This window comes from Shimia sp., from assembly GCF_049116215.1.
Classification (GTDB): Bacteria; Pseudomonadota; Alphaproteobacteria; order Rhodobacterales; family Rhodobacteraceae; genus Shimia.
Window position 1 is genome coordinate 1,043,745 of sequence record NZ_JAGDZB010000001.1, and the last position, 17,315, is coordinate 1,061,059.

A 17,315-nucleotide genomic window follows, 5' to 3' on the forward strand; every position below is an offset into this window, starting at 1 on the left:
CCCCATGAATCTGAAAGCGACCCTGCTGGCCCTGCTGGCCTTTGCAATCTATTCGACACATGACGTCGTGGTGAAACACCTCGGCGCGACGTTTTCGCCGTTTCAGATCGTGTTCTTTTCGGCGTTGTTTAGCTTTCCGCTGATCACTCTGATGCTGGTGCGCGATCCCACTCATGGCAACCTTCGCCCCGTGCACCCGTGGTGGGTTGCGTTACGCTCACTCTGCGTTGTCATCTGCCCTACCGCTGCCTTCTATGCCTTTTCAGTTCTACCGCTGGCGCAGGTCTATGCGTTGTTGTTCTCAACGCCGTTATTGGTCACGGTTCTGGCCATACCCGTTTTGGGCGAGAAAGTTGGCATCTGGCGTATGTTGGCGGTTTTGGTTGGCCTCATGGGCGTGATGATTGTGGTCCGCCCCGGCGCAACTGAGTTGAACCTCGGCCACTTGGCTGCTTTGGTGGCCGCAGGCACCGCTGCGTTGCAGTCAGTGATCGTGCGAAAAATTGGCCAGGACGAGCGACGCGTGGTGCTGATGCTCTATCCGCTGCTGATCAGCGTGGTTGCGATGTCCGTGGCCATGGCTTTTGTCTATCACCCGGTTTCCGCCCCCGATTTGGCAGGTTTTGCCATTGTTGCGGTCTTTGGCTTTGTCGCCACCTTGCTCATGGTCTCCGCATATACCCTTGGCGAAGCGGCTTTGGTTGCTCCCATGCAGTATTCACAAATCATCTGGGCGGTGCTCTTTGGCGTGTTTCTGTTTGACGAATCTCCAGATGCGCCAACCCTGATAGGCGCGGCGGTGATCGTCGCCAGTGGTCTCTTTATTATCGCCCGCGAAGCCACCGGCGGCACGTCCGAGCAAACCCCGGTTTTGCGCACGCGTTCTCGCGGCCTGTCGCCCGGCAACTTTCGGGTCAGCCAGGCTCTGCGCCGATCCAATGAGAACAACTCCGTTTGAGGCACGCCACTTAGTACCGGCGGAAGGCTCTAAAGGAGTGTGATGGCCCACAGGCCGCACGCTCTCAACGTGCTTTTTAAAGAGATCCCAAAACAACAAAACCCCGCCGATGGCGGGGTTTTGTTTGAAAGTGGTGAGCCGTGAAGGGTTCGAACCTTCGACCTACTGATTAAAAGTCAGTTGCTCTACCAACTGAGCTAACGGCCCACTCTCTGTGTTGGTGCGCGGTTACTAAGCCGACTGAACGAAGGGGTCAAGCCGATTCTCAAGAAAAAATTCGCCATACTGGAAAAGGATGTTCAACGGGCGTATATGCGCCCAATGGATACACGTGTTGAAACCCCTTTGGCGTTCATGAAAATGCATGGGCTGGGCAATGATTTTGTCGTTGTCGATGCCCGCACGCGCGCCTTTGCGCTGAGTGAAAATCAAATAACCGCCATCGCACACCGCCAAAAAGGTGTGGGATTTGATCAGCTTGCGGTGATCACCTATGGCACAGAGGGCAGCAACGCAGACGCACACCTGACGTTTTACAATGCCGATGGCTCGACCTCGGCCGCTTGTGGAAACGCCACCCGCTGTATCGCGCGGCATCTGATGGATGAGTCGGGGGCTGAGTCGTTAACCCTGACCACGGATCGCGGCACATTGTTGGCCCGCGAGGCTGGCAACGGTCTGGTGTCGGTGAACATGGGCCATCCGCAACTTTTGTGGCACGAAGTGCCGCTTGCAAATGAGATGGACACGTTGGAGCTGCCGATCGACGGCGCGCCGACCGCCACCGGCATGGGCAACCCGCACTGCACCTTTTTTGTAGACAACGTAGAGAGCGTGAACCTAGAAGCCTTTGGTGCAGCACATGAGCATCACCCGCTCTATCCTAAGCGCACCAATGTGCAGGTTGCGCAGATCATCGGGGAAAACCACATCCGCATGCGCGTCTGGGAGCGCGGTGTCGGCACGACTCTCGCTTCAGGCTCTTCCAGCTGTGCCACCGCTGTGGCCGCCGCCCGCCGTGGTCTGACCGGCCGTGAGGTGCAGATCGATCTGGATGGCGGCACGCTTTGGATCAATTGGGCCGAAGACGGCGTCTGGATGACGGGTGAGACCGAACATGTCATGTCCGGTCAGTTCACCGCAGCCTTTCTGGAGCGGCACAAATGACCGCCGCACCGCCAAAGTTCACCACGCTGGGCTGTCGCCTGAATTCTTATGAATCAGAGGCGATGAAAGACATGGCGCAATCCGCCGGTCTTGAGAATGCTGTGATTGTGAACACCTGCGCGGTGACGGCAGAGGCGGTGCGCAAAAGCCGTCAGGAAATCCGCCGCCTGCGCCGTGACAATCCGGATGCCCAGATCATTGTCACCGGCTGTGCCGCACAGGTCGAGCCAGAGACGTTTGCCGCCATGGGCGAAGTCGACAAGGTCATTGGCAACACCGAAAAGATGAACCCTGCCACCTGGCAGGGCATGGCCGCCGACTTCATTGGTGAGACCGAAAAGGTGCAGGTCGACGATATCATGTCGGTGACGGAGACCGCCGGGCACCTGATTGACGGTTTTGGCACCCGCTCACGCGCCTACGTGCAGGTGCAAAACGGCTGTGATCACCGCTGCACCTTTTGCATCATTCCTTATGGCCGCGGCAATTCCCGTTCGGTTCCTGCCGGTGTGGTGGTCGATCAAATCAAACGTCTGGTGGACAAAGGCTTCAACGAAGTTGTGCTGACCGGCGTGGACCTGACCAGCTGGGGCGCGGATCAGCCGATGCAACCGAAGCTGGGCGATCTGGTCATGCGAATCCTCAAGCTGGTGCCGGATCTGCCTCGCCTTCGGATCAGTTCGATCGACAGCATTGAGGTGGATGAAAACCTGATGTTGGCCATAGCTTCAGAGCCACGCCTGATGCCACATCTGCATCTGAGCTTGCAGCACGGCGATGACCTGATCCTCAAACGCATGGCCCGCCGCCACTTGCGCGATGACGCCATACGCTTCTGCGAAGAGGCCAAAAGGCTGCGTCCAGAGATGACCTTTGGCGCGGATATTATTGCCGGCTTCCCCACAGAAACCGAAGCGCATTTTGAGAACTCGTTGAAGCTGGTGCAGGACTGTGACCTCACCTGGCTGCATGTCTTCCCTTATTCCAAGCGCGAAGGCACCCCGGCGGCCAAAATCCCCAGTCAGGTGAACGGCAACGTGATCAAAGGCCGGGCGGCGCAATTACGCGAAGCAGGGGCGGCACAGGTGCAGAAACATCTGGCGGCGCAGCTTGGCAAGACCCATCACATCCTGATGGAAAACCCCACCATGGGCCGCACGGAACAGTTTACCGAAGTCATGTTTGATGCGCCGCAAGAGGAGGGCGCGATTGTGACTGCATCCATCCTTGATGTGCGCGGGCAACAGCTGGTCGCCTAAGCACTTGGGGGCCAGCCCCCAAACCCCCGGGATATTTCTGGACAGAGAAAACAAGATGACTGAATTGCCCGTTCTCTATTCCTTCCGCCGTTGCCCATATGCGATGCGCGCACGTTTGGCGGTGGCGGTCTCCGGTGCGGCGGTGGAGCTGCGTGAGATTTTGCTGCGCGACAAGGCGCCTGCGTTTCTCGAAGCTTCCCCAAGCGGAACGGTGCCTTGTCTGAAAGCGGAAGGTCATGTGATTGACGAAAGTCTTGACGTGATGATCTGGGCGCTGCAGCAAAATGATCCGGAAGGCTGGCTGGATATGCCAGAACTGGGCCATGAGCTGATTGGCGAGGCGGATGGGCCTTTTAAGGCTGCGTTGGACCACACCAAATACCATTCACGCTATCCGGAGTTGGACCCGGAAGAGTCGCGGGCCAACGCCATGTCCTTTCTGTCCAAATTGGCTCAACAGATCGGTGACAAACCCTGGCTCTTTGGCGACACGCCCAGCCTGGCCGACATGGCAATTCTGCCGTTTGTGCGCCAGTTCGCCTTTATCAACAAACCCCGCTTTGATGCGGACGCGGGGGCCAATCTGTCCCGCTGGCTCGAAGGCTTTATTGCGTCCGAACGGTTCGCCGCGATCATGCCCAAACTGCCGATGTGGCGCGAAGGGGATGAACCACTGCGCTTTGAGCGCGCAATAGCGGTTGCCAATCCGTAATCCCCCCTGCACGATCGCGCCAAATCAGAGACGAGGCGCATCATGCATCCCAATCCGGCCTTCCGCGGCACCGCAGAGGACAAGAACCTGGCTTTCGCCAAGGAGCGTGGCTTTGGCATGCTCGCGATCTCTGCACCTGACGTTGCGCCGATGTTGAGCCACGTTCCGTTTCTTCTATCCGAAGATGGCAAAACCGCAGATCTGCACCTGGTGCGCTCCAATCCCATGGCCCGCGCCGTCAAAAGCGTCACCCCTGCGCGATTGGCGGTGAGTGGGCCGGACGGCTATGTCTCTCCGGATTGGTATAACGCAGACGATCAGGTCCCGACGTGGAACTATGTTGCGGTGCAGATCACGGGACATCTGACGCCGTTGCCACAAGACGACTTGCCCAATCTCTTGGACCGCCTGTCCGCGCATTTTGAAGCCAACCTGCTGCCCAAACCGCCTTGGACCCGGGCCAAGATGAGTGGCGACAGCTTTGAGCGCATGTTGCGGATGATCGTGCCTTATCGTCTCACAATTGAGGATGTGCAGGGCACCTGGAAGCTGGGTCAAAACAAACCCGCGGAGGTCCGTCATGCCGCCGCTGACCAAATGGCCGCCTACGGCTTTGGCAGCGAGGCCCGCGAACTCGCCGCTTTGATGCAATCCCCTTTTGCCGACCCCGATACGGAGTAATTGAGATGTCCAAATTGCAGCTGATCCATTCCCCGGCCTCACCGTTTGTGCGCAAGGTGCGCGTGACCTTGGCGGAGACTGGCCAGACGGATGATGTGGAGCTGACCCGCGTGCACACCACCGCACTCAGCACCGCAGATGAGGCCGCCGCCGCCAACCCGTTGGGTAAAATTCCCGCACTGGTGCGTCCCGATGGCCCGGCGATTTACGACAGCCGGGTGATTTGTCGCTATCTGGTGGCCCGCACGGGGGCGGACCTCTACCCTGAAGACCGCCTTTGGGATGTGTTGACGCTGGAAGCCACTGCGGACGGCATTCTCGAAGCCGCCGTCCTGATGGTCTACGAAAAACGCCTGCGCCCGGAAGAGATGGTGTTTGACGACTGGCTCTCCGCGCAGTGGGGCAAGGTCGAAGGCGCGCTGGATGCGATCAATGAGCGCTGGATGAGCCACTTGTTTGGGCCGCTCGACATGGGACAAATCGCTGTAGGCTGCGCGCTGGGTTATCTCGATTTCCGCCATGGGGATCGGGATTGGCGCAAGGGCCGCGATGGTCTGGCGGGCTGGTACGCCGAGTTTTCCAAGCGTGAGAGTATGATGGCCACGGTGCCAAGCGATTGAACAAAAAAGGCCGCGCTCCCGATTTGGGACGCGGCCTTGCTGTGTTAGAAACAGTCTCTATTCCGCCGCGATTGGCGTCTCCGCCTTCTCCACTTTCACTGCGGAAAACTTGAACTCCGGGATTTTCCCATATGGATCTAGCGCGGCATTGGTCAGGATATTGGCCGCCGCTTCGACATAGGCAAACGGCAGGAACACATTGTCCGGCGCTACCGCACGATCCGCCCGCGCCATCACGGTCACTGTCCCGCGCCGCGTGGTCAGCGCCACGTATTCGCCAGCCTCAACCCCCAGCTTGCGCAAAGTCGACGGATGCAAGGAACAGTTCGCTTCCGGCTCCAACGCATCCAGCGTGCTGGCGCGACGGGTCATTGATCCCGTGTGCCAATGCTCCAGCTGCCGCCCTGTGATCAAGACCATCGGATAGTCTTCGTTTTGCTTGTCATCTGGCGCAATCACCGACGCAGGCGTAAACCGCGCGCGCTTGTTTTCGCGTGGGAAGCCATCACCAAACACAATTGCCTGCCCGGGGTCTTCCGGCGACAGCGACGGATAGGTCACTGCTTCGCCTTCAAGCCGTTCCCAAGTAATGTTGTCGAGCGAGCCCATGTTGAGCTTCATCTCGGCAAACACCTCTTTGGGGTGCGTGTAATCCCAGTTCAGCCCCAGCCGTTTCGCCAGCTCTACCTCGATCCACCAATCTTCCTTGGCCTCACCGGGAGGCGCCGTCACAGAACGGCCCATCTGCACCTGTCGATTGGTGTTGGTTACCGTGCCGGACTTTTCGTACCAAGCGGAGCTTGGCAGGATCACATCAGCATAGTTGGCAGTTTCTGTGAGGAAGATGTCCTGCACAACCAGATGGTCCAGCATCGCCAGCGCGTCCCGTGCATGATCCACATCCGGGTCCGACATCGCCGGATTTTCACCCAAAATATACATGCCTTTGATGTCGCCATCATGGATCGCATGCATGATCTCCACCACCGTGAGGCCTTTCTGAGCGGAGAAATCCTCGCTGCCCCAAACCTTGGTAAAGGCCGAGCGCACACCATCATCCATCACCGACTGATAGTCTGGCAGGAACATCGGGATCAGGCCCGCATCAGACGCACCTTGCACGTTGTTCTGACCTCGCAGCGGGTGCAGACCCGCGCCCGATTTGCCCACATTGCCAGTCATCAGCGCCAAGGCAATCAGACAGCGTGCATTGTCGGTACCGTGAATGTGCTGTGACACACCCATGCCCCAGAAAATCATGCCCGCCTTGCCTTTGGCAAAGGTCCGCGCCGCGTCGCGCAACAACTCCGGATCAAGGCCGCAGATCGACTCCATCGCCTCAGGAGAGAAGTCTTTCAGATGCGATTTCATCTCGTCCCAGTTCTCGGTGAACTGCGTTATGTAATCCGCGTCATAAAGCTCTTCTTCGACGATCACATGCATGATCGCGTTCAGCATGGAGACATCTGCGCCCGGCTTGAATTGCAGCTTGTGGCTGGCGTGTTTGCCAAGGCCCACACCCCGCGGGTCACAGACAATCAACTTGCCGCCGCGTTTGGCGAATTGCTTAAAATAGGTCGCCGCCACCGGGTGGTTCTCAATTGGGTTGCAGCCAATCGCAATGGCCACATCGGCGTTTTCGATCTCGTTGAATGTCGCGGTCACCGCGCCGGAGCCTACATTCTCCAACAGTGCGGAAACAGAGGAGGCGTGACACAGCCGCGTGCAGTGGTCGACATTGTTGTGACCAAAACCCTGACGGATCAGCTTTTGGAACAGGTAAGCCTCCTCGTTGGAACACTTCGCAGAGCCGAATCCAGCAACATTCGTGCCTTTTTCTGCCCGCAGCTTGGCCAAACCACCCGCCGCCGCATCCAGCGCCTCCTCCCAGCTCGCTTCGCGGAAATGCGTGAGCAGATTGCCGGGATCGACGTTCAACCCTTTCGCGGGTGCATCCTCGCGGCGGATCAATGGTTTGGTCAAACGGTGTGGGTGCTCGATGTAGTCAAAGCCAAACCGGCCTTTCACACACAGCCGGTTTTCATTCGCCGGCCCGTCGATGCCCTCAACATATTTGATCTTGTTGTCTTTGACCTTGAAGCTGATTTGACAGCCCACACCGCAATAAGGGCAGACGCTTTTGACTTCGCGGTCATAGTCCGCGCTGTCGCCTGCGCCGGTTTCGTCCAAAACGGCCGCTGGCATCAATGCGCCGGTGGGGCAGGCCTGCACACATTCGCCGCAGGCCACACAGGATGAGGCACCCATGGCGTCGTCCTGATCAAACACAATCTTGGCTTCAGCCCCGCGCCCGCTCATGCCGATCACATCGTTGACCTGCACCTCGCGGCACGCCCGCACACAGAGGTTACAGTGAATACAGGCATCCAGATTGACGCTCATCGCCACGTGGCTGGCATCCAACAGCGGTACAGACTCTGGCGCTTTGGCCGGGAAACGAGACTGTTCCACCCCAACTTGGGTCGCCATGTCGGCAAAATGGCTACTGGCGTCGTGCTTCACTTCGGGCTGATCGGCAGCCAAAAGTTCGATCACCATCTCCCGCGCTTTCACCGCCCGCTCGGATTGGGTGTGCACCACCATGCCTTCTGTGGCAGGGCGAATGCAGGAGGCCGCAAGCGTGCGCTCCCCTTCCACCTCCACCACACAGGCGCGGCAATTGCCATCCGGGCGGTAACTCTTGGCCGGTCTGTGACAAAGATGCGGGATCACAAACCCTTGTCCATTGGCCGCATCCCAGATGCTGGTGCCTTCGGGTACGGTCACGTCCTTCCCATCCAGGGAAAAGGTCACAGTGTTGGTCTGGCTGGCGTCAAGCATGGCGACCTCGCTCTTTATCGGTGTTGGTCGATCAGGATGGTGTTGCCATCCGGATCTTGCAGCATCAGGCTCGCGGGCCCCTCAGAGGCCTCATCCGCCTCGCTCATCAACTCAAGGCCTTTGTCCTTAAGTTGTTTTTGCAGGTCCCGCACATCGGTGAACGCGTCGGTGTTCTGCGCGCTCTGATCCCAGCCGGGATTAAACGTCAGGATGTTGCCTTCAAACATATCCTGAAACAGCCCAATCACATGGTCGCCGTTTTTCAAAATGCACCAGTTCTCGGCAGGCTGTCCGCCCATCATTTCAAACCCAAGCTTTTCGTAAAACGCGCGGCTGGCCGCCAGATCTTTCACGGCCAAGCTCACCGAAAACGCGCCCAAATCCATCTGTGTCATCCTAAATCTCCTCGCTGAAATGCTTCATCACAAGGCGGATCGGATTGGGCGCAGCCTGCCCAAGGCCACAAATGCTGGCATCACTCATCACCTGACACAGATCTTCCAGCAGGGGCTGATCCCAACTGTCCGCTTGCATCAGTTTAACAGCTTTCTCACAGCCCGTCCGGCACGGCGTACATTGGCCACAGCTCTCATCTTCGAAGAACTTCAGCATGTTTAGAGCCGCATCTCGGGCGCTGTCCTGATCTGACAGTACCACCACAGCAGCAGATCCAATAAAGGTGCCAAGTGGTTGTAAGGTGTCAAAATCCAAAGGCACATCAGACATCGAGGCGGGCAAAAGGCCGGAGGAAGGCCCACCCGGCTGAAAGGCTTTGAAGTTATGTCCGTCCATCATGCCGCCTGCGGCATCGATGATGTCCAAAATGGTGGACCCAGCTGGCAGTTCATACACGCCCGGCTCTTTTACGCGGCCAGATACGGAATAGCTGCGCAGGCCGGTGCGACCATTGAGTTCAACAGAAGACATTGCTTCTGCGCCTTCGCGCACAATCCGTGCCACCCAATAGAGCGTTTCGACGTTGTGCACCAAGGTGGGGCGGTTGAAGATGCCAACTTGGGCCACAAACGGCGGCCGGTGACGGGGCAATCCGCGCTTGCCCTCCAGCGACTCAATCATCGCGCTTTCTTCACCGCAGATGTAGGCGCCCGCGCCACGGCGCAGATCAATGTACCCCGGCTCCACAATTCCAGCGGCTTCCAGTTTGGCAATCTCTCGTGTCAGAATGAGGCGCACCGCCGGGTATTCATCGCGCAGATAGATAAAGCAGGTCTCCGCTTCCACGGCCCAGGCCGCAACCAACATGCCCTCAAGGAACAGATGCGGGCGGCGCTCTAAGTAGTAGCGGTCTTTAAACGTGCCCGGCTCACCCTCGTCGCCGTTCACTGCAAGGTAACGTGGCCCAGCGTTTGCGCGCACAAAGCCCCACTTCTTGCCCGAAGGGAATCCCGCGCCGCCAAGCCCACGCAGCCCGCTGGCCAGCACTTGTTCCTGCACCGTTTCCCAATCACCGCCATCGCGAAGCCTGCTCAGCTCCGTAAAGCCACCTTCGGCTTGATAGGCTGCGAAGTCTTCATACTCAGGAATATGCGTGTGGGTGTCATCTGCGGCAATCGCTGCTTCAACCTTTTCCACCGTGGCGTGGTCAATGTGGTTGTGGCCCAACTCCAATGTGGGTGCGGTATCACAACGCCCCATGCAAGGCGCGCGCAGGACCCGCACTTTGGAAGGATCCATGCCGTCTTTCAGCGCTTTGTGCAGCTGTTCGGCTCCGGCCAATTCGCAGGACAGCGAATCACACACTCGAATGGTTAGGGCAGGGGGCGGAGTCTCGTCGTCGGTGACCACATCGAAGTGGGCATAGAAGGTGGCCACCTCGTAAATCTCAGCTTGCCCAACGCGCATTTCTTCCGCCAAAGCGCGGATGTGCGCGGCGGACAAATGCCCGTAAGCGTCTTGAATGAGATGCAAAAATTCGATCAGCAAGTCACGACGTCTGGGCATCTCTCCCAAAAGCGTCTGCACGTCCGTCAAAGCAGTATCATCGACCTGCCGCCCCTTGGGCGTGCGTCGCGATTTGCCTGTGCCTTTTTTCTTCCAAACACCTTTGGACTCGTCCAGCGGTACCATGGTCACCTCCCTGCCAGATGGCTCAGGGTGGCATCACGCAAACTGATAATCAATCAGGTAAAGCTTAAGTTGCGATCAGTTTTGCTTATGAATTATTCAGGTTGAGCGCACGACGAAGCGCTTCAACCGTGGACAATCCTGGATCGCGGTGTGGAGAGATCAGGCTCACGTCTTTTTGCACCACCGGATCGGTTAAGGGCAGCGCAACGGTGCCTGCCATCTTTCCCAGGCTGTTGGCCAAGCCTTCCGGAATGACCGTCGCCGCCATCCCATTGGCTGCCATTAACATAGAGGAGGTGAATTCCCCGGTTTCCGCCACCACCGTGGGCACCACACCGATGTCGCGAAACACCAAATCAAGGATGCGCCGGTTCTGCATACCCGGCTCCAGCAAGCTCAAAGGCAATTGTGCGGCTTCTTCCCAGCTGGCGTTGCCACGCTCACGCGGCGCAAGTTCTTTGGGGGACAGCAGCAGATAGGCCTCGTGATAGAGATGCTCGACGCGCATCATTTCCGGCGACACGCCCTCGCCATAGGTTATCCCAGCGTCAAAAACCCCGTTTTCCAATCCCTGTTGGATGGCCAGGGATGAGGCCGCTTGCACCCGCACAACAATCCCTGGGTGGACCGTGCGCAGTTTCTGAACCGTGTCCGCTGCAAATCCCACAGCGGTTGGCACCACGCCAATCGCAAGTTTCCCGGTGATTTCTCCACCGGCGGAGCGAAAATCCTCTTCGAGCAGCTTCACACTGTCCATGATTTTGCGGGCGTGACGCACCAGTGCTTCCCCTTCCGGAGTGAAGCCCAAAAACCGGTTGCCGCGTTTCACAATTGCCGCGTCGAGGCGTTCTTCCATCTTGCGAATGCGCATGCTGAACGCAGGCTGGGACACGCCACATTCCTCCGCAGCCCGTGCAAAATGTCCGTGACGGGCCAGTGAGGACAGAAATTCTAGGTCTTTCAGGCTGATCAAAAGGCCGCTCCGCTTGGCTGTGGGTCAAGCTCTAGCGGCTTTACATGGCCTGCGCCAGCCTGCGGACTCGCCCGCGATTCGAGCGGTTCGGGGCGCAAAATCCAAAGCACAGGGTAAGAATATTGCGGCCCATTGCCTGAAAAACCGTGTCATCAAGCGCGACAAGGGGACGCGACAGTACAAGATAAGCGAATGTTCGCTGGACGGGTTGCACCACCTTCGTTAAATAGCGGCGGAGAGAGGCTGCGGGTAACTGCGGCCCGAACCGATATGGGCCGCTTGTCGGCTGAAAAATGGAGGAACCTCGTGTCCCACGCAGAAGATCACGAAGGCACCCGGAGAGACTTTCTCTACTACGCCACCGCTGGCGCAGGTGCCGTGGCTACTGGTGCCGCCGTCTGGCCGCTGGTCAATCAGATGAACCCCTCCGCCGATGTGCGCGCGCTCTCCTCGATTCGCGTTGATACATCCGGCATTGAGCCAGGTACGCAGTTGACTGTGAAATGGCTTGGTAAGCCGGTGTTTATTCGCCGCCGCACCCAAACTGAGATCGACGAAGCCCGTGCGGTCACCATGGACGACCTGTCCATCGACCAAGCGTCTCAAAACGCCAACAAGCCAGGCACCGACGCTGCGGATGAAAACCGCGCGATGGATGAAACCGGCGAATGGCTGGTAATGATGGGCGTGTGTACCCACCTCGGTTGTGTGCCTCTGGGCGACGGCGCTGGTGACTTTGGTGGCTGGTTCTGCCCATGCCACGGCTCGCACTACGACACCTCCGGCCGCATCCGCAAAGGTCCGGCTCCTGAAAACCTCCACGTTCCTGTTGCCCGCTTTGAGGGCAGCGAACTGGTCCTCGGATAAGGAGACGCGCGTATGTCTGGTATCCCACACGATCACTACGAGCCCAAGACCAAGGGCGAAAAATGGGTTGAAAGCCGCCTTCCGATCATCGGTCTGCTGTACAACACCCTGATGATTCCAACGCCAAAGAACCTGAACTGGTGGTGGATTTGGGGCATCGTTCTGGCGTTCTGCCTGGTGCTGCAAATTGTCACCGGCATTGTTCTGGTGATGCACTACACCCCGCACGTTGATCTGGCGTTTGCTTCCGTTGAGCACATCATGCGCAACGTGAACGGCGGTCACATGATCCGCTATATCCACATGAACGGCGCCTCGCTGTTCTTCTTTGCTGTCTACATCCACATCTTCCGTGGCCTCTACTACGGCTCTTATAAAGCCCCACGTGAGATCACATGGATTGTTGGCATGATCATCTACCTTCTGATGATGGCCGCAGGCTTCATGGGCTACGTTCTGCCTTGGGGTCAGATGTCCTTCTGGGGTGCAACCGTGATCACCGGCCTGTTTGGCGCGATCCCATTTGTGGGCGAAGCGATCCAGACCTGGCTGCTGGGTGGACCAGCGGTGGACAACGCCACGCTGAACCGGTTCTTCTCGCTGCACTATCTGGTGCCGTTTGTGATTGCCGCTCTGGTAGTTGTGCACATCTGGGCGTTCCACACCACGGGCAACAACAACCCAACCGGTGTTGATGTTCGTAAGGGTTCCAAAGAAGAAGCTGAGAAAGACACCCTGCCGTTCTGGCCTTACTTCGTGATCAAAGATCTCGTGGGCCTGGCAATTGTTCTGACCATCTTCTTCGCGATCGTAGGCTTTATGCCTAACTACCTGGGTCACCCGGACAACTATCTCGAAGCCAACCCGCTGGCGACACCTGCACACATCGTGCCTGAATGGTACTTCCTGCCGTTCTACGCCATCCTGCGTGCCTTCACTGCCGACGTTTGGGTTGTGATGGGTGCCAGCTGGATCACCGGTGGCATCATCGACGCGAAGTTCTTTGGTGTTCTGGCGATGTTTGGTGCGATCATTGCGATGGCTTTGGTGCCATGGCTCGATACCTCCCGCGTGCGCTCCGGTCGTTACCGTCCGATGTTCAAGTGGTGGTACGCCCTTCTGGTTGTCGACTTCATCGTTCTGATGTGGGCCGGCGCGATGCCAGCAGAACCGCCATATTCCACCATCTCCTTGATCGGTGCGACATACTGGTTCGCTTACTTCTTTGTGATCCTGCCGATCCTCGGTGTGATCGAAAAGCCGACAACTCCGCCGGCCACCATCGAAGAAGACTTCAACGCCCACTACGGCAAACCTGCTGAATAAGAGGAACCAGGATTATGCTTAAGAAACTTAGCATTGCTGCTTTGGCCGCCCTGTCCTTCTCGGCAGGTGGCGCGATGGCTGCAGGTGGCGCAGGCCACGTCGAAGACATCGACTTCTCCTTTGAAGGTCCGTTTGGCAAATTTGACCAGAACCAGCTGCAACGTGGCCTTCAGGTCTACACCGAGGTTTGCTCAGCGTGTCACGGCCTGAAGTATGTCCCGCTGCGCACACTGGCTGACGAAGGTGGTCCACACCTGCCGGAAGATCAGGTGCGTGCTTACGCGGCGCAGTTCGACATCTTTGATCCGGAGCTGGACGATGATCGCCCTCGGGCGCCAACCGACCACTTCCCTGAGAGCGGTCTGGCAGAAGCGCCGGACCTCAGCTTGATGGCCAAAGCACGCGCAGGCTTCCACGGTCCGCAGGGCACCGGCATCAACCAGCTGGTCAAAGGCATGGGTGGCGCAGAGTACATCTACTCTCTGCTGACCGGTTACACCGGTGAGGAGAAAGAAGAAGCTGGCACCACCTTCTACGAAAACACCGCCTTCCCGGGTGGTTGGATCGCCATGGCACCTCCACTGTATGGTGAGGATGTGGAGTACGCCGATGGCCACTCCAACTCCCTGCACCACGTGGCAGAGGATACGGCCGCCTTCCTGATGTGGACAGCCGAACCAAAAATGATGGCCCGTCAGCGCGCAGGCCTGACAGCGGTTCTGTTCCTGACACTGCTCAGCGTGTTGCTCTACCTGACCAACAAGAAGCTCTGGGCGCCGATCAAAGGCAAAAAGCTCAACCTCTAATGAGCTGACAGAGATCCAAATATTTGCGCCTCGCCGGGTCACCCTGGCGGGGCGCTTTCATTTTTTGCTTTGGAAAACCATAGAATCGGGCGCACATTGGATCAGGCGACGGGACTCACAGGACCGGAGGCTCTAGATGTTTCGATTTTTTACAGCGCTATCGACCCTGCTCTTCTGGGGCAGCAGCCCGCTTTTGGCCAACCCCATAACGCTTTCTGATTCAGATGATTGGCGCATCCGCGGCACGCTTGGCCTGTTTGCGGCTGCCAAAACCAACGGCGATGTCACTGTGGCGGGTAACACCGCCGCGCTGGACATGAATTTGCGCGACGCTCTAGAGCATTTGGATTTTACGGCCACCGGCCGGTTTGAAGCTTGGAATGGACGGCTGGGCTTGATTGCCGAGGGGCATTACATCGGACTAAGCGAGACTGGAACGATCTCCTCCGGCCCAAGAGCAGGCCGAACTGCAGAAGTGGAATCCACACAAAGCTGGTTGGGGCTGATGGTGGGGTATCGCGCCCTGAGCGGTGAGATGGGCAATGGCCGTCCCTTTGCCTTCGACGTGCAAGGCGGCGCGCGCTACAATCGCCTCACGCAAAGCGTGGTTGGCTCTGGTGGGCTTGTGGATGCTGGCGGGACTGAACGTTGGTGGGAACCGGTGGTGGGCGCGCGCTATGCCTGGGAAATCGCGGACACTTGGACAGGTGCTGTTGCGGTGGATGCCAGTGGCTTTGGCGCAAATGGCAATAAGCTCGCCTGGAGCGCCAATCTCGCTATTTCCAAACAATTCAATGAACGCTCATCTGTGGTGTTCGGCTGGCGCCATTACGACATCAATTTTGAAACCACTAGGTCTGACGGTGCGTTTGGGGCGGATTTCTACTCGACCGGCCCCTTTATTGCTTACGCCTATACGTTCAAGTGAGTGCGAAACAACGGTGCTTGCAACAAAAAAGCCGCCCAAAGGCGGCTTCTTCTTCGCTGTGATGTAAGTCTTACGACTTAGCCCTGACGTGCTTTGAAGCGACGCTGGGTCTTATTGATCACGTAAACGCGGCCCTTGCGGCGCACGATCCGGCAATCGCGGTGCCGGTTCTTGAGCGAGCGGAGCGAGTTCTTGACCTTCATGGGTCTTCTCCTCATTTCGCGGCGCGGCGTGCGCCTGGGGTTACGGGACCTCTCAAAGTGAGAGGCGATGAATTCATGGTGGGCGATACTGGGATCGAACCAGTGACCCCTTCGATGTCAACGAAGTGCTCTACCGCTGAGCTAATCGCCCTTACTACCAGCTTGGATCAAACTCCCCCTAACGAAAGGGGGCGCGGAAAACCCGCGCCAGTGGCGGTCTCTATAAAAGGAGTCGCAGGGGGGATCAAGGGCTTTTGGCGCAGTAATTTTTTCGTCTATAGTTTGAGGGAACAGGAGAGACGATGCAAACGCCCGCCTACCGCATTTTTGAGCCTCAAACCGTGCAGACATCGGTGGTTTTTGCCTCGCCGCATAGCGGCTGTGACTATCCGGAGTGGTTTATTCGGCGGTCTTTGCTCAATGCGCACACGATTCGCTCATCCGAAGATGCTTACGTCGACCAACTCTTTGCGGAGGCACCCAATTTTGGCGCACCGTTCCTTGTGGCGCAGGCACCCAGAGCCTTGTTGGACCTGAATCGCGCGGCCGAGGAGCTGGACCCTGCCTTGATCCAAGGCGTACGCAAGGTGGGACACAATCCACGTGTTGCCTCGGGCCTCGGGGTGATTCCGCGCGTGGTCGCAAACGGGCGGGCGATCTATCACGGCAAAATGACCCGTGCAGAGGCGGATGACCGCATCGAGACATATTGGCGCCCGTACCACACTGCGCTGCAAACTTTGCTCGAAACAGCCAGGCAGGCGTTTGGCGAAGCGATTTTGATTGATTGCCACTCCATGCCGCGAGAAGCCGTGCAAGGCGCCTCCCGCCGTGGCGTACCGCGGCCCGAAATTGTGCTTGGGGATCGTTTTGGCGCCGCCGCAGATGTCGAGCTGGTGGATCAGATTGAAGCCGCGTTCCTGAAGGCCGGCTTTGTGGTGTCCCGCAACACGCCGTTTGCCGGCGCGTATGTCACGCAACACTATGGTCGCCCGCTCAAGGCGCAACACGCAATCCAAATTGAAATTGACCGGTCGCTCTATATGGATGAGGCCACCATCCAACCACATGCTGACTACGAGAATTTCCGCGCGCGCCTGACCTCGGTGGTGGCCCAAATTGCGGCCTTGGGCAAACCGGACACAAACAGTCTGGCTGCGGAATAATTCACAGCCGTTGACCTGACCGGCACGGTTGGTAAGTCTTTCGCCAAAGACGAGGAGACCAGAATGGCCAACGCTTTGATTGTGATTGATGTGCAAAACGACTTTTGCCCCGGCGGCGCGCTGGCGGTGCCCGAAGGCGATCAGATTGTGCCCAGAATCAACGCCCTGATGCAGGACTTTGACACGGTGGTTCTGACACAAGACTGGCATCCGGCCGGCCATTCGTCTTTTGCCAGCAGCCACGATGGCAAATCTCCCTACGAGATGATCGACATGCCATATGGGCCACAGGTGTTGTGGCCAGACCACTGCGTGCAGGGCAGCGCTGGTTCGGACCTACACGCCGACCTCGACGTGACCCGCGCCAATGTCATCATCCGAAAAGGTACAAATCCGGCCATCGACAGCTACTCCGCATTTTTTGAGAACGACCAAAAAACCCCAACCGGTCTGGAAGGGTATCTTAAAACACTGGGTGTCACCGAGATCACAATGGTTGGGCTGGCCACCGATTTTTGCGTGCAGTTCTCCGCGCTGGACGCCGCCCGATTGGGGTTCCAGGTGACGGTCCGCGAAGGCCTGTGTCGTGCGATTGATCTCGATGGCTCCCTCAAGGCTGCTAAAAATGCCATGGATGCAGCAGGAATTTCTCGCATTTGAGAGAAAAAATTCTTGGTTTGTTAACCAAATACCGGTCATTTACCCATTGTTAGTTGTCTG

General features: G+C 57.9%; 17 protein-coding genes and 2 tRNA genes. 12 read left to right on the plus strand and 7 right to left on the minus strand.

Annotated features, from left to right (window positions below; all coding sequences use genetic code 11):
• The first annotated feature begins 4 nt into the window (after positions 1-4).
• Positions 5-958, plus strand: a complete 954-nt coding sequence (locus JXR15_RS04980) for a DMT family transporter (RefSeq protein ID WP_422052116.1) — start codon at positions 5-7, stop codon at positions 956-958.
• Positions 959-1,089: 131 nt separating this feature from the next.
• Here JXR15_RS04980 and JXR15_RS04985 read toward each other — a convergent pair.
• Positions 1,090-1,165: transfer RNA gene (locus JXR15_RS04985), tRNA-Lys, on the minus strand.
• Between the two features lie 105 nt (positions 1,166-1,270).
• Here JXR15_RS04985 and dapF point away from each other — a divergent pair.
• The 5 genes from dapF to JXR15_RS05010 are packed head-to-tail and all read left to right on the plus strand — an operon-like array spanning position 1,271 to position 5,397.
• Positions 1,271-2,125: a diaminopimelate epimerase gene (gene dapF, locus JXR15_RS04990; RefSeq protein ID WP_422052117.1), complete on the plus strand. Its 855-nt coding sequence runs from the start codon at positions 1,271-1,273 to the stop codon at positions 2,123-2,125.
• Complete coding sequence (gene mtaB / locus JXR15_RS04995; protein WP_422052118.1) at positions 2,122-3,384, plus strand: tRNA (N(6)-L-threonylcarbamoyladenosine(37)-C(2))-methylthiotransferase MtaB; 1,263 nt, start codon at positions 2,122-2,124, stop codon at positions 3,382-3,384. The genes dapF and mtaB overlap by 4 nt, the downstream gene beginning before the upstream one ends.
• A 55-nt stretch (positions 3,385-3,439) precedes the next feature.
• Positions 3,440-4,096 (plus strand): glutathione S-transferase, encoded by a 657-nt coding sequence (locus JXR15_RS05000; protein ID WP_422052119.1) that lies wholly within the window; start codon positions 3,440-3,442, stop codon positions 4,094-4,096.
• Positions 4,097-4,138: 42 nt separating this feature from the next.
• Positions 4,139-4,777, plus strand: a complete 639-nt coding sequence (locus JXR15_RS05005; protein WP_422052120.1) for an FMN-binding negative transcriptional regulator — start codon at positions 4,139-4,141, stop codon at positions 4,775-4,777.
• 14 nt (positions 4,778-4,791) lie between these two features.
• Entirely contained in the window at positions 4,792-5,397 is a 606-nt protein-coding gene (locus JXR15_RS05010; RefSeq protein WP_422052253.1) for a glutathione S-transferase, read from the plus strand.
• Positions 5,398-5,454: 57 nt separating this feature from the next.
• Here the strand turns inward: JXR15_RS05010 and fdhF are convergent, their stop codons facing one another.
• The 4 genes from fdhF to JXR15_RS05030 all read right to left on the minus strand — a co-directional run bounded on the left by fdhF (position 5,455) and on the right by JXR15_RS05030 (position 11,299).
• The gene (fdhF, locus tag JXR15_RS05015) at positions 5,455-8,238 is read right to left on the minus strand and encodes a formate dehydrogenase subunit alpha (protein ID WP_422052121.1); all 2,784 of its coding nucleotides are present in this window, start codon (positions 8,236-8,238) and stop codon (positions 5,455-5,457) included.
• A gap of 14 nt (positions 8,239-8,252) precedes the next feature.
• A complete protein-coding gene (locus JXR15_RS05020) occupies positions 8,253-8,633 on the minus strand; it encodes a VOC family protein (protein ID WP_422052122.1) in 381 nt (126 codons plus the stop codon).
• 1 nt (position 8,634) lies between these two features.
• Positions 8,635-10,326 carry an NAD(P)H-dependent oxidoreductase subunit E gene (locus JXR15_RS05025; RefSeq protein WP_422052123.1) on the minus strand — a complete coding sequence of 564 codons (1,692 nt, stop codon included), beginning with the start codon at positions 10,324-10,326 and terminating at the stop codon, positions 8,635-8,637.
• A gap of 85 nt (positions 10,327-10,411) precedes the next feature.
• A complete protein-coding gene (locus JXR15_RS05030) occupies positions 10,412-11,299 on the minus strand; it encodes a LysR family transcriptional regulator (RefSeq protein WP_422052124.1) in 888 nt (295 codons plus the stop codon).
• 306 nt (positions 11,300-11,605) lie between these two features.
• Between JXR15_RS05030 and petA the strand changes: the two genes are divergently transcribed.
• The 4 genes from petA to JXR15_RS05050 all read left to right on the plus strand — a co-directional run bounded on the left by petA (position 11,606) and on the right by JXR15_RS05050 (position 15,226).
• Entirely contained in the window at positions 11,606-12,166 is a 561-nt protein-coding gene (gene petA / locus JXR15_RS05035; protein WP_422052125.1) for a ubiquinol-cytochrome c reductase iron-sulfur subunit, read from the plus strand.
• 12 nt (positions 12,167-12,178) lie between these two features.
• Positions 12,179-13,492 carry a cytochrome b gene (gene petB, locus JXR15_RS05040; RefSeq protein WP_422052127.1) on the plus strand — a complete coding sequence of 438 codons (1,314 nt, stop codon included), beginning with the start codon at positions 12,179-12,181 and terminating at the stop codon, positions 13,490-13,492.
• A gap of 14 nt (positions 13,493-13,506) precedes the next feature.
• Entirely contained in the window at positions 13,507-14,298 is a 792-nt protein-coding gene (locus tag JXR15_RS05045; RefSeq protein ID WP_422052128.1) for a cytochrome c1, read from the plus strand.
• A 136-nt stretch (positions 14,299-14,434) separates the two neighbouring features.
• Positions 14,435-15,226 carry a hypothetical protein gene (locus JXR15_RS05050; protein WP_422052129.1) on the plus strand — a complete coding sequence of 264 codons (792 nt, stop codon included), beginning with the start codon at positions 14,435-14,437 and terminating at the stop codon, positions 15,224-15,226.
• A 77-nt stretch (positions 15,227-15,303) separates the two neighbouring features.
• Here JXR15_RS05050 and ykgO read toward each other — a convergent pair whose 3' ends face one another.
• Both ykgO and JXR15_RS05060 read right to left on the minus strand, forming a co-directional pair.
• Complete coding sequence (gene ykgO, locus JXR15_RS05055; protein ID WP_054004448.1) at positions 15,304-15,429, minus strand: type B 50S ribosomal protein L36; 126 nt, start codon at positions 15,427-15,429, stop codon at positions 15,304-15,306.
• A gap of 76 nt (positions 15,430-15,505) precedes the next feature.
• Positions 15,506-15,580: transfer RNA gene (locus JXR15_RS05060), tRNA-Val, on the minus strand.
• A 151-nt stretch (positions 15,581-15,731) separates the two neighbouring features.
• Between JXR15_RS05060 and JXR15_RS05065 the strand changes: the two genes are divergently transcribed.
• Together JXR15_RS05065 and pncA are read left to right on the plus strand one after the other, a co-directional pair.
• A complete protein-coding gene (locus tag JXR15_RS05065) occupies positions 15,732-16,595 on the plus strand; it encodes an N-formylglutamate amidohydrolase (protein ID WP_422052130.1) in 864 nt (287 codons plus the stop codon).
• A 63-nt stretch (positions 16,596-16,658) separates the two neighbouring features.
• Positions 16,659-17,255: a bifunctional nicotinamidase/pyrazinamidase gene (gene pncA / locus JXR15_RS05070; RefSeq protein WP_422052131.1), complete on the plus strand. Its 597-nt coding sequence runs from the start codon at positions 16,659-16,661 to the stop codon at positions 17,253-17,255.
• Positions 17,256-17,315 lie beyond the last annotated feature (60 nt).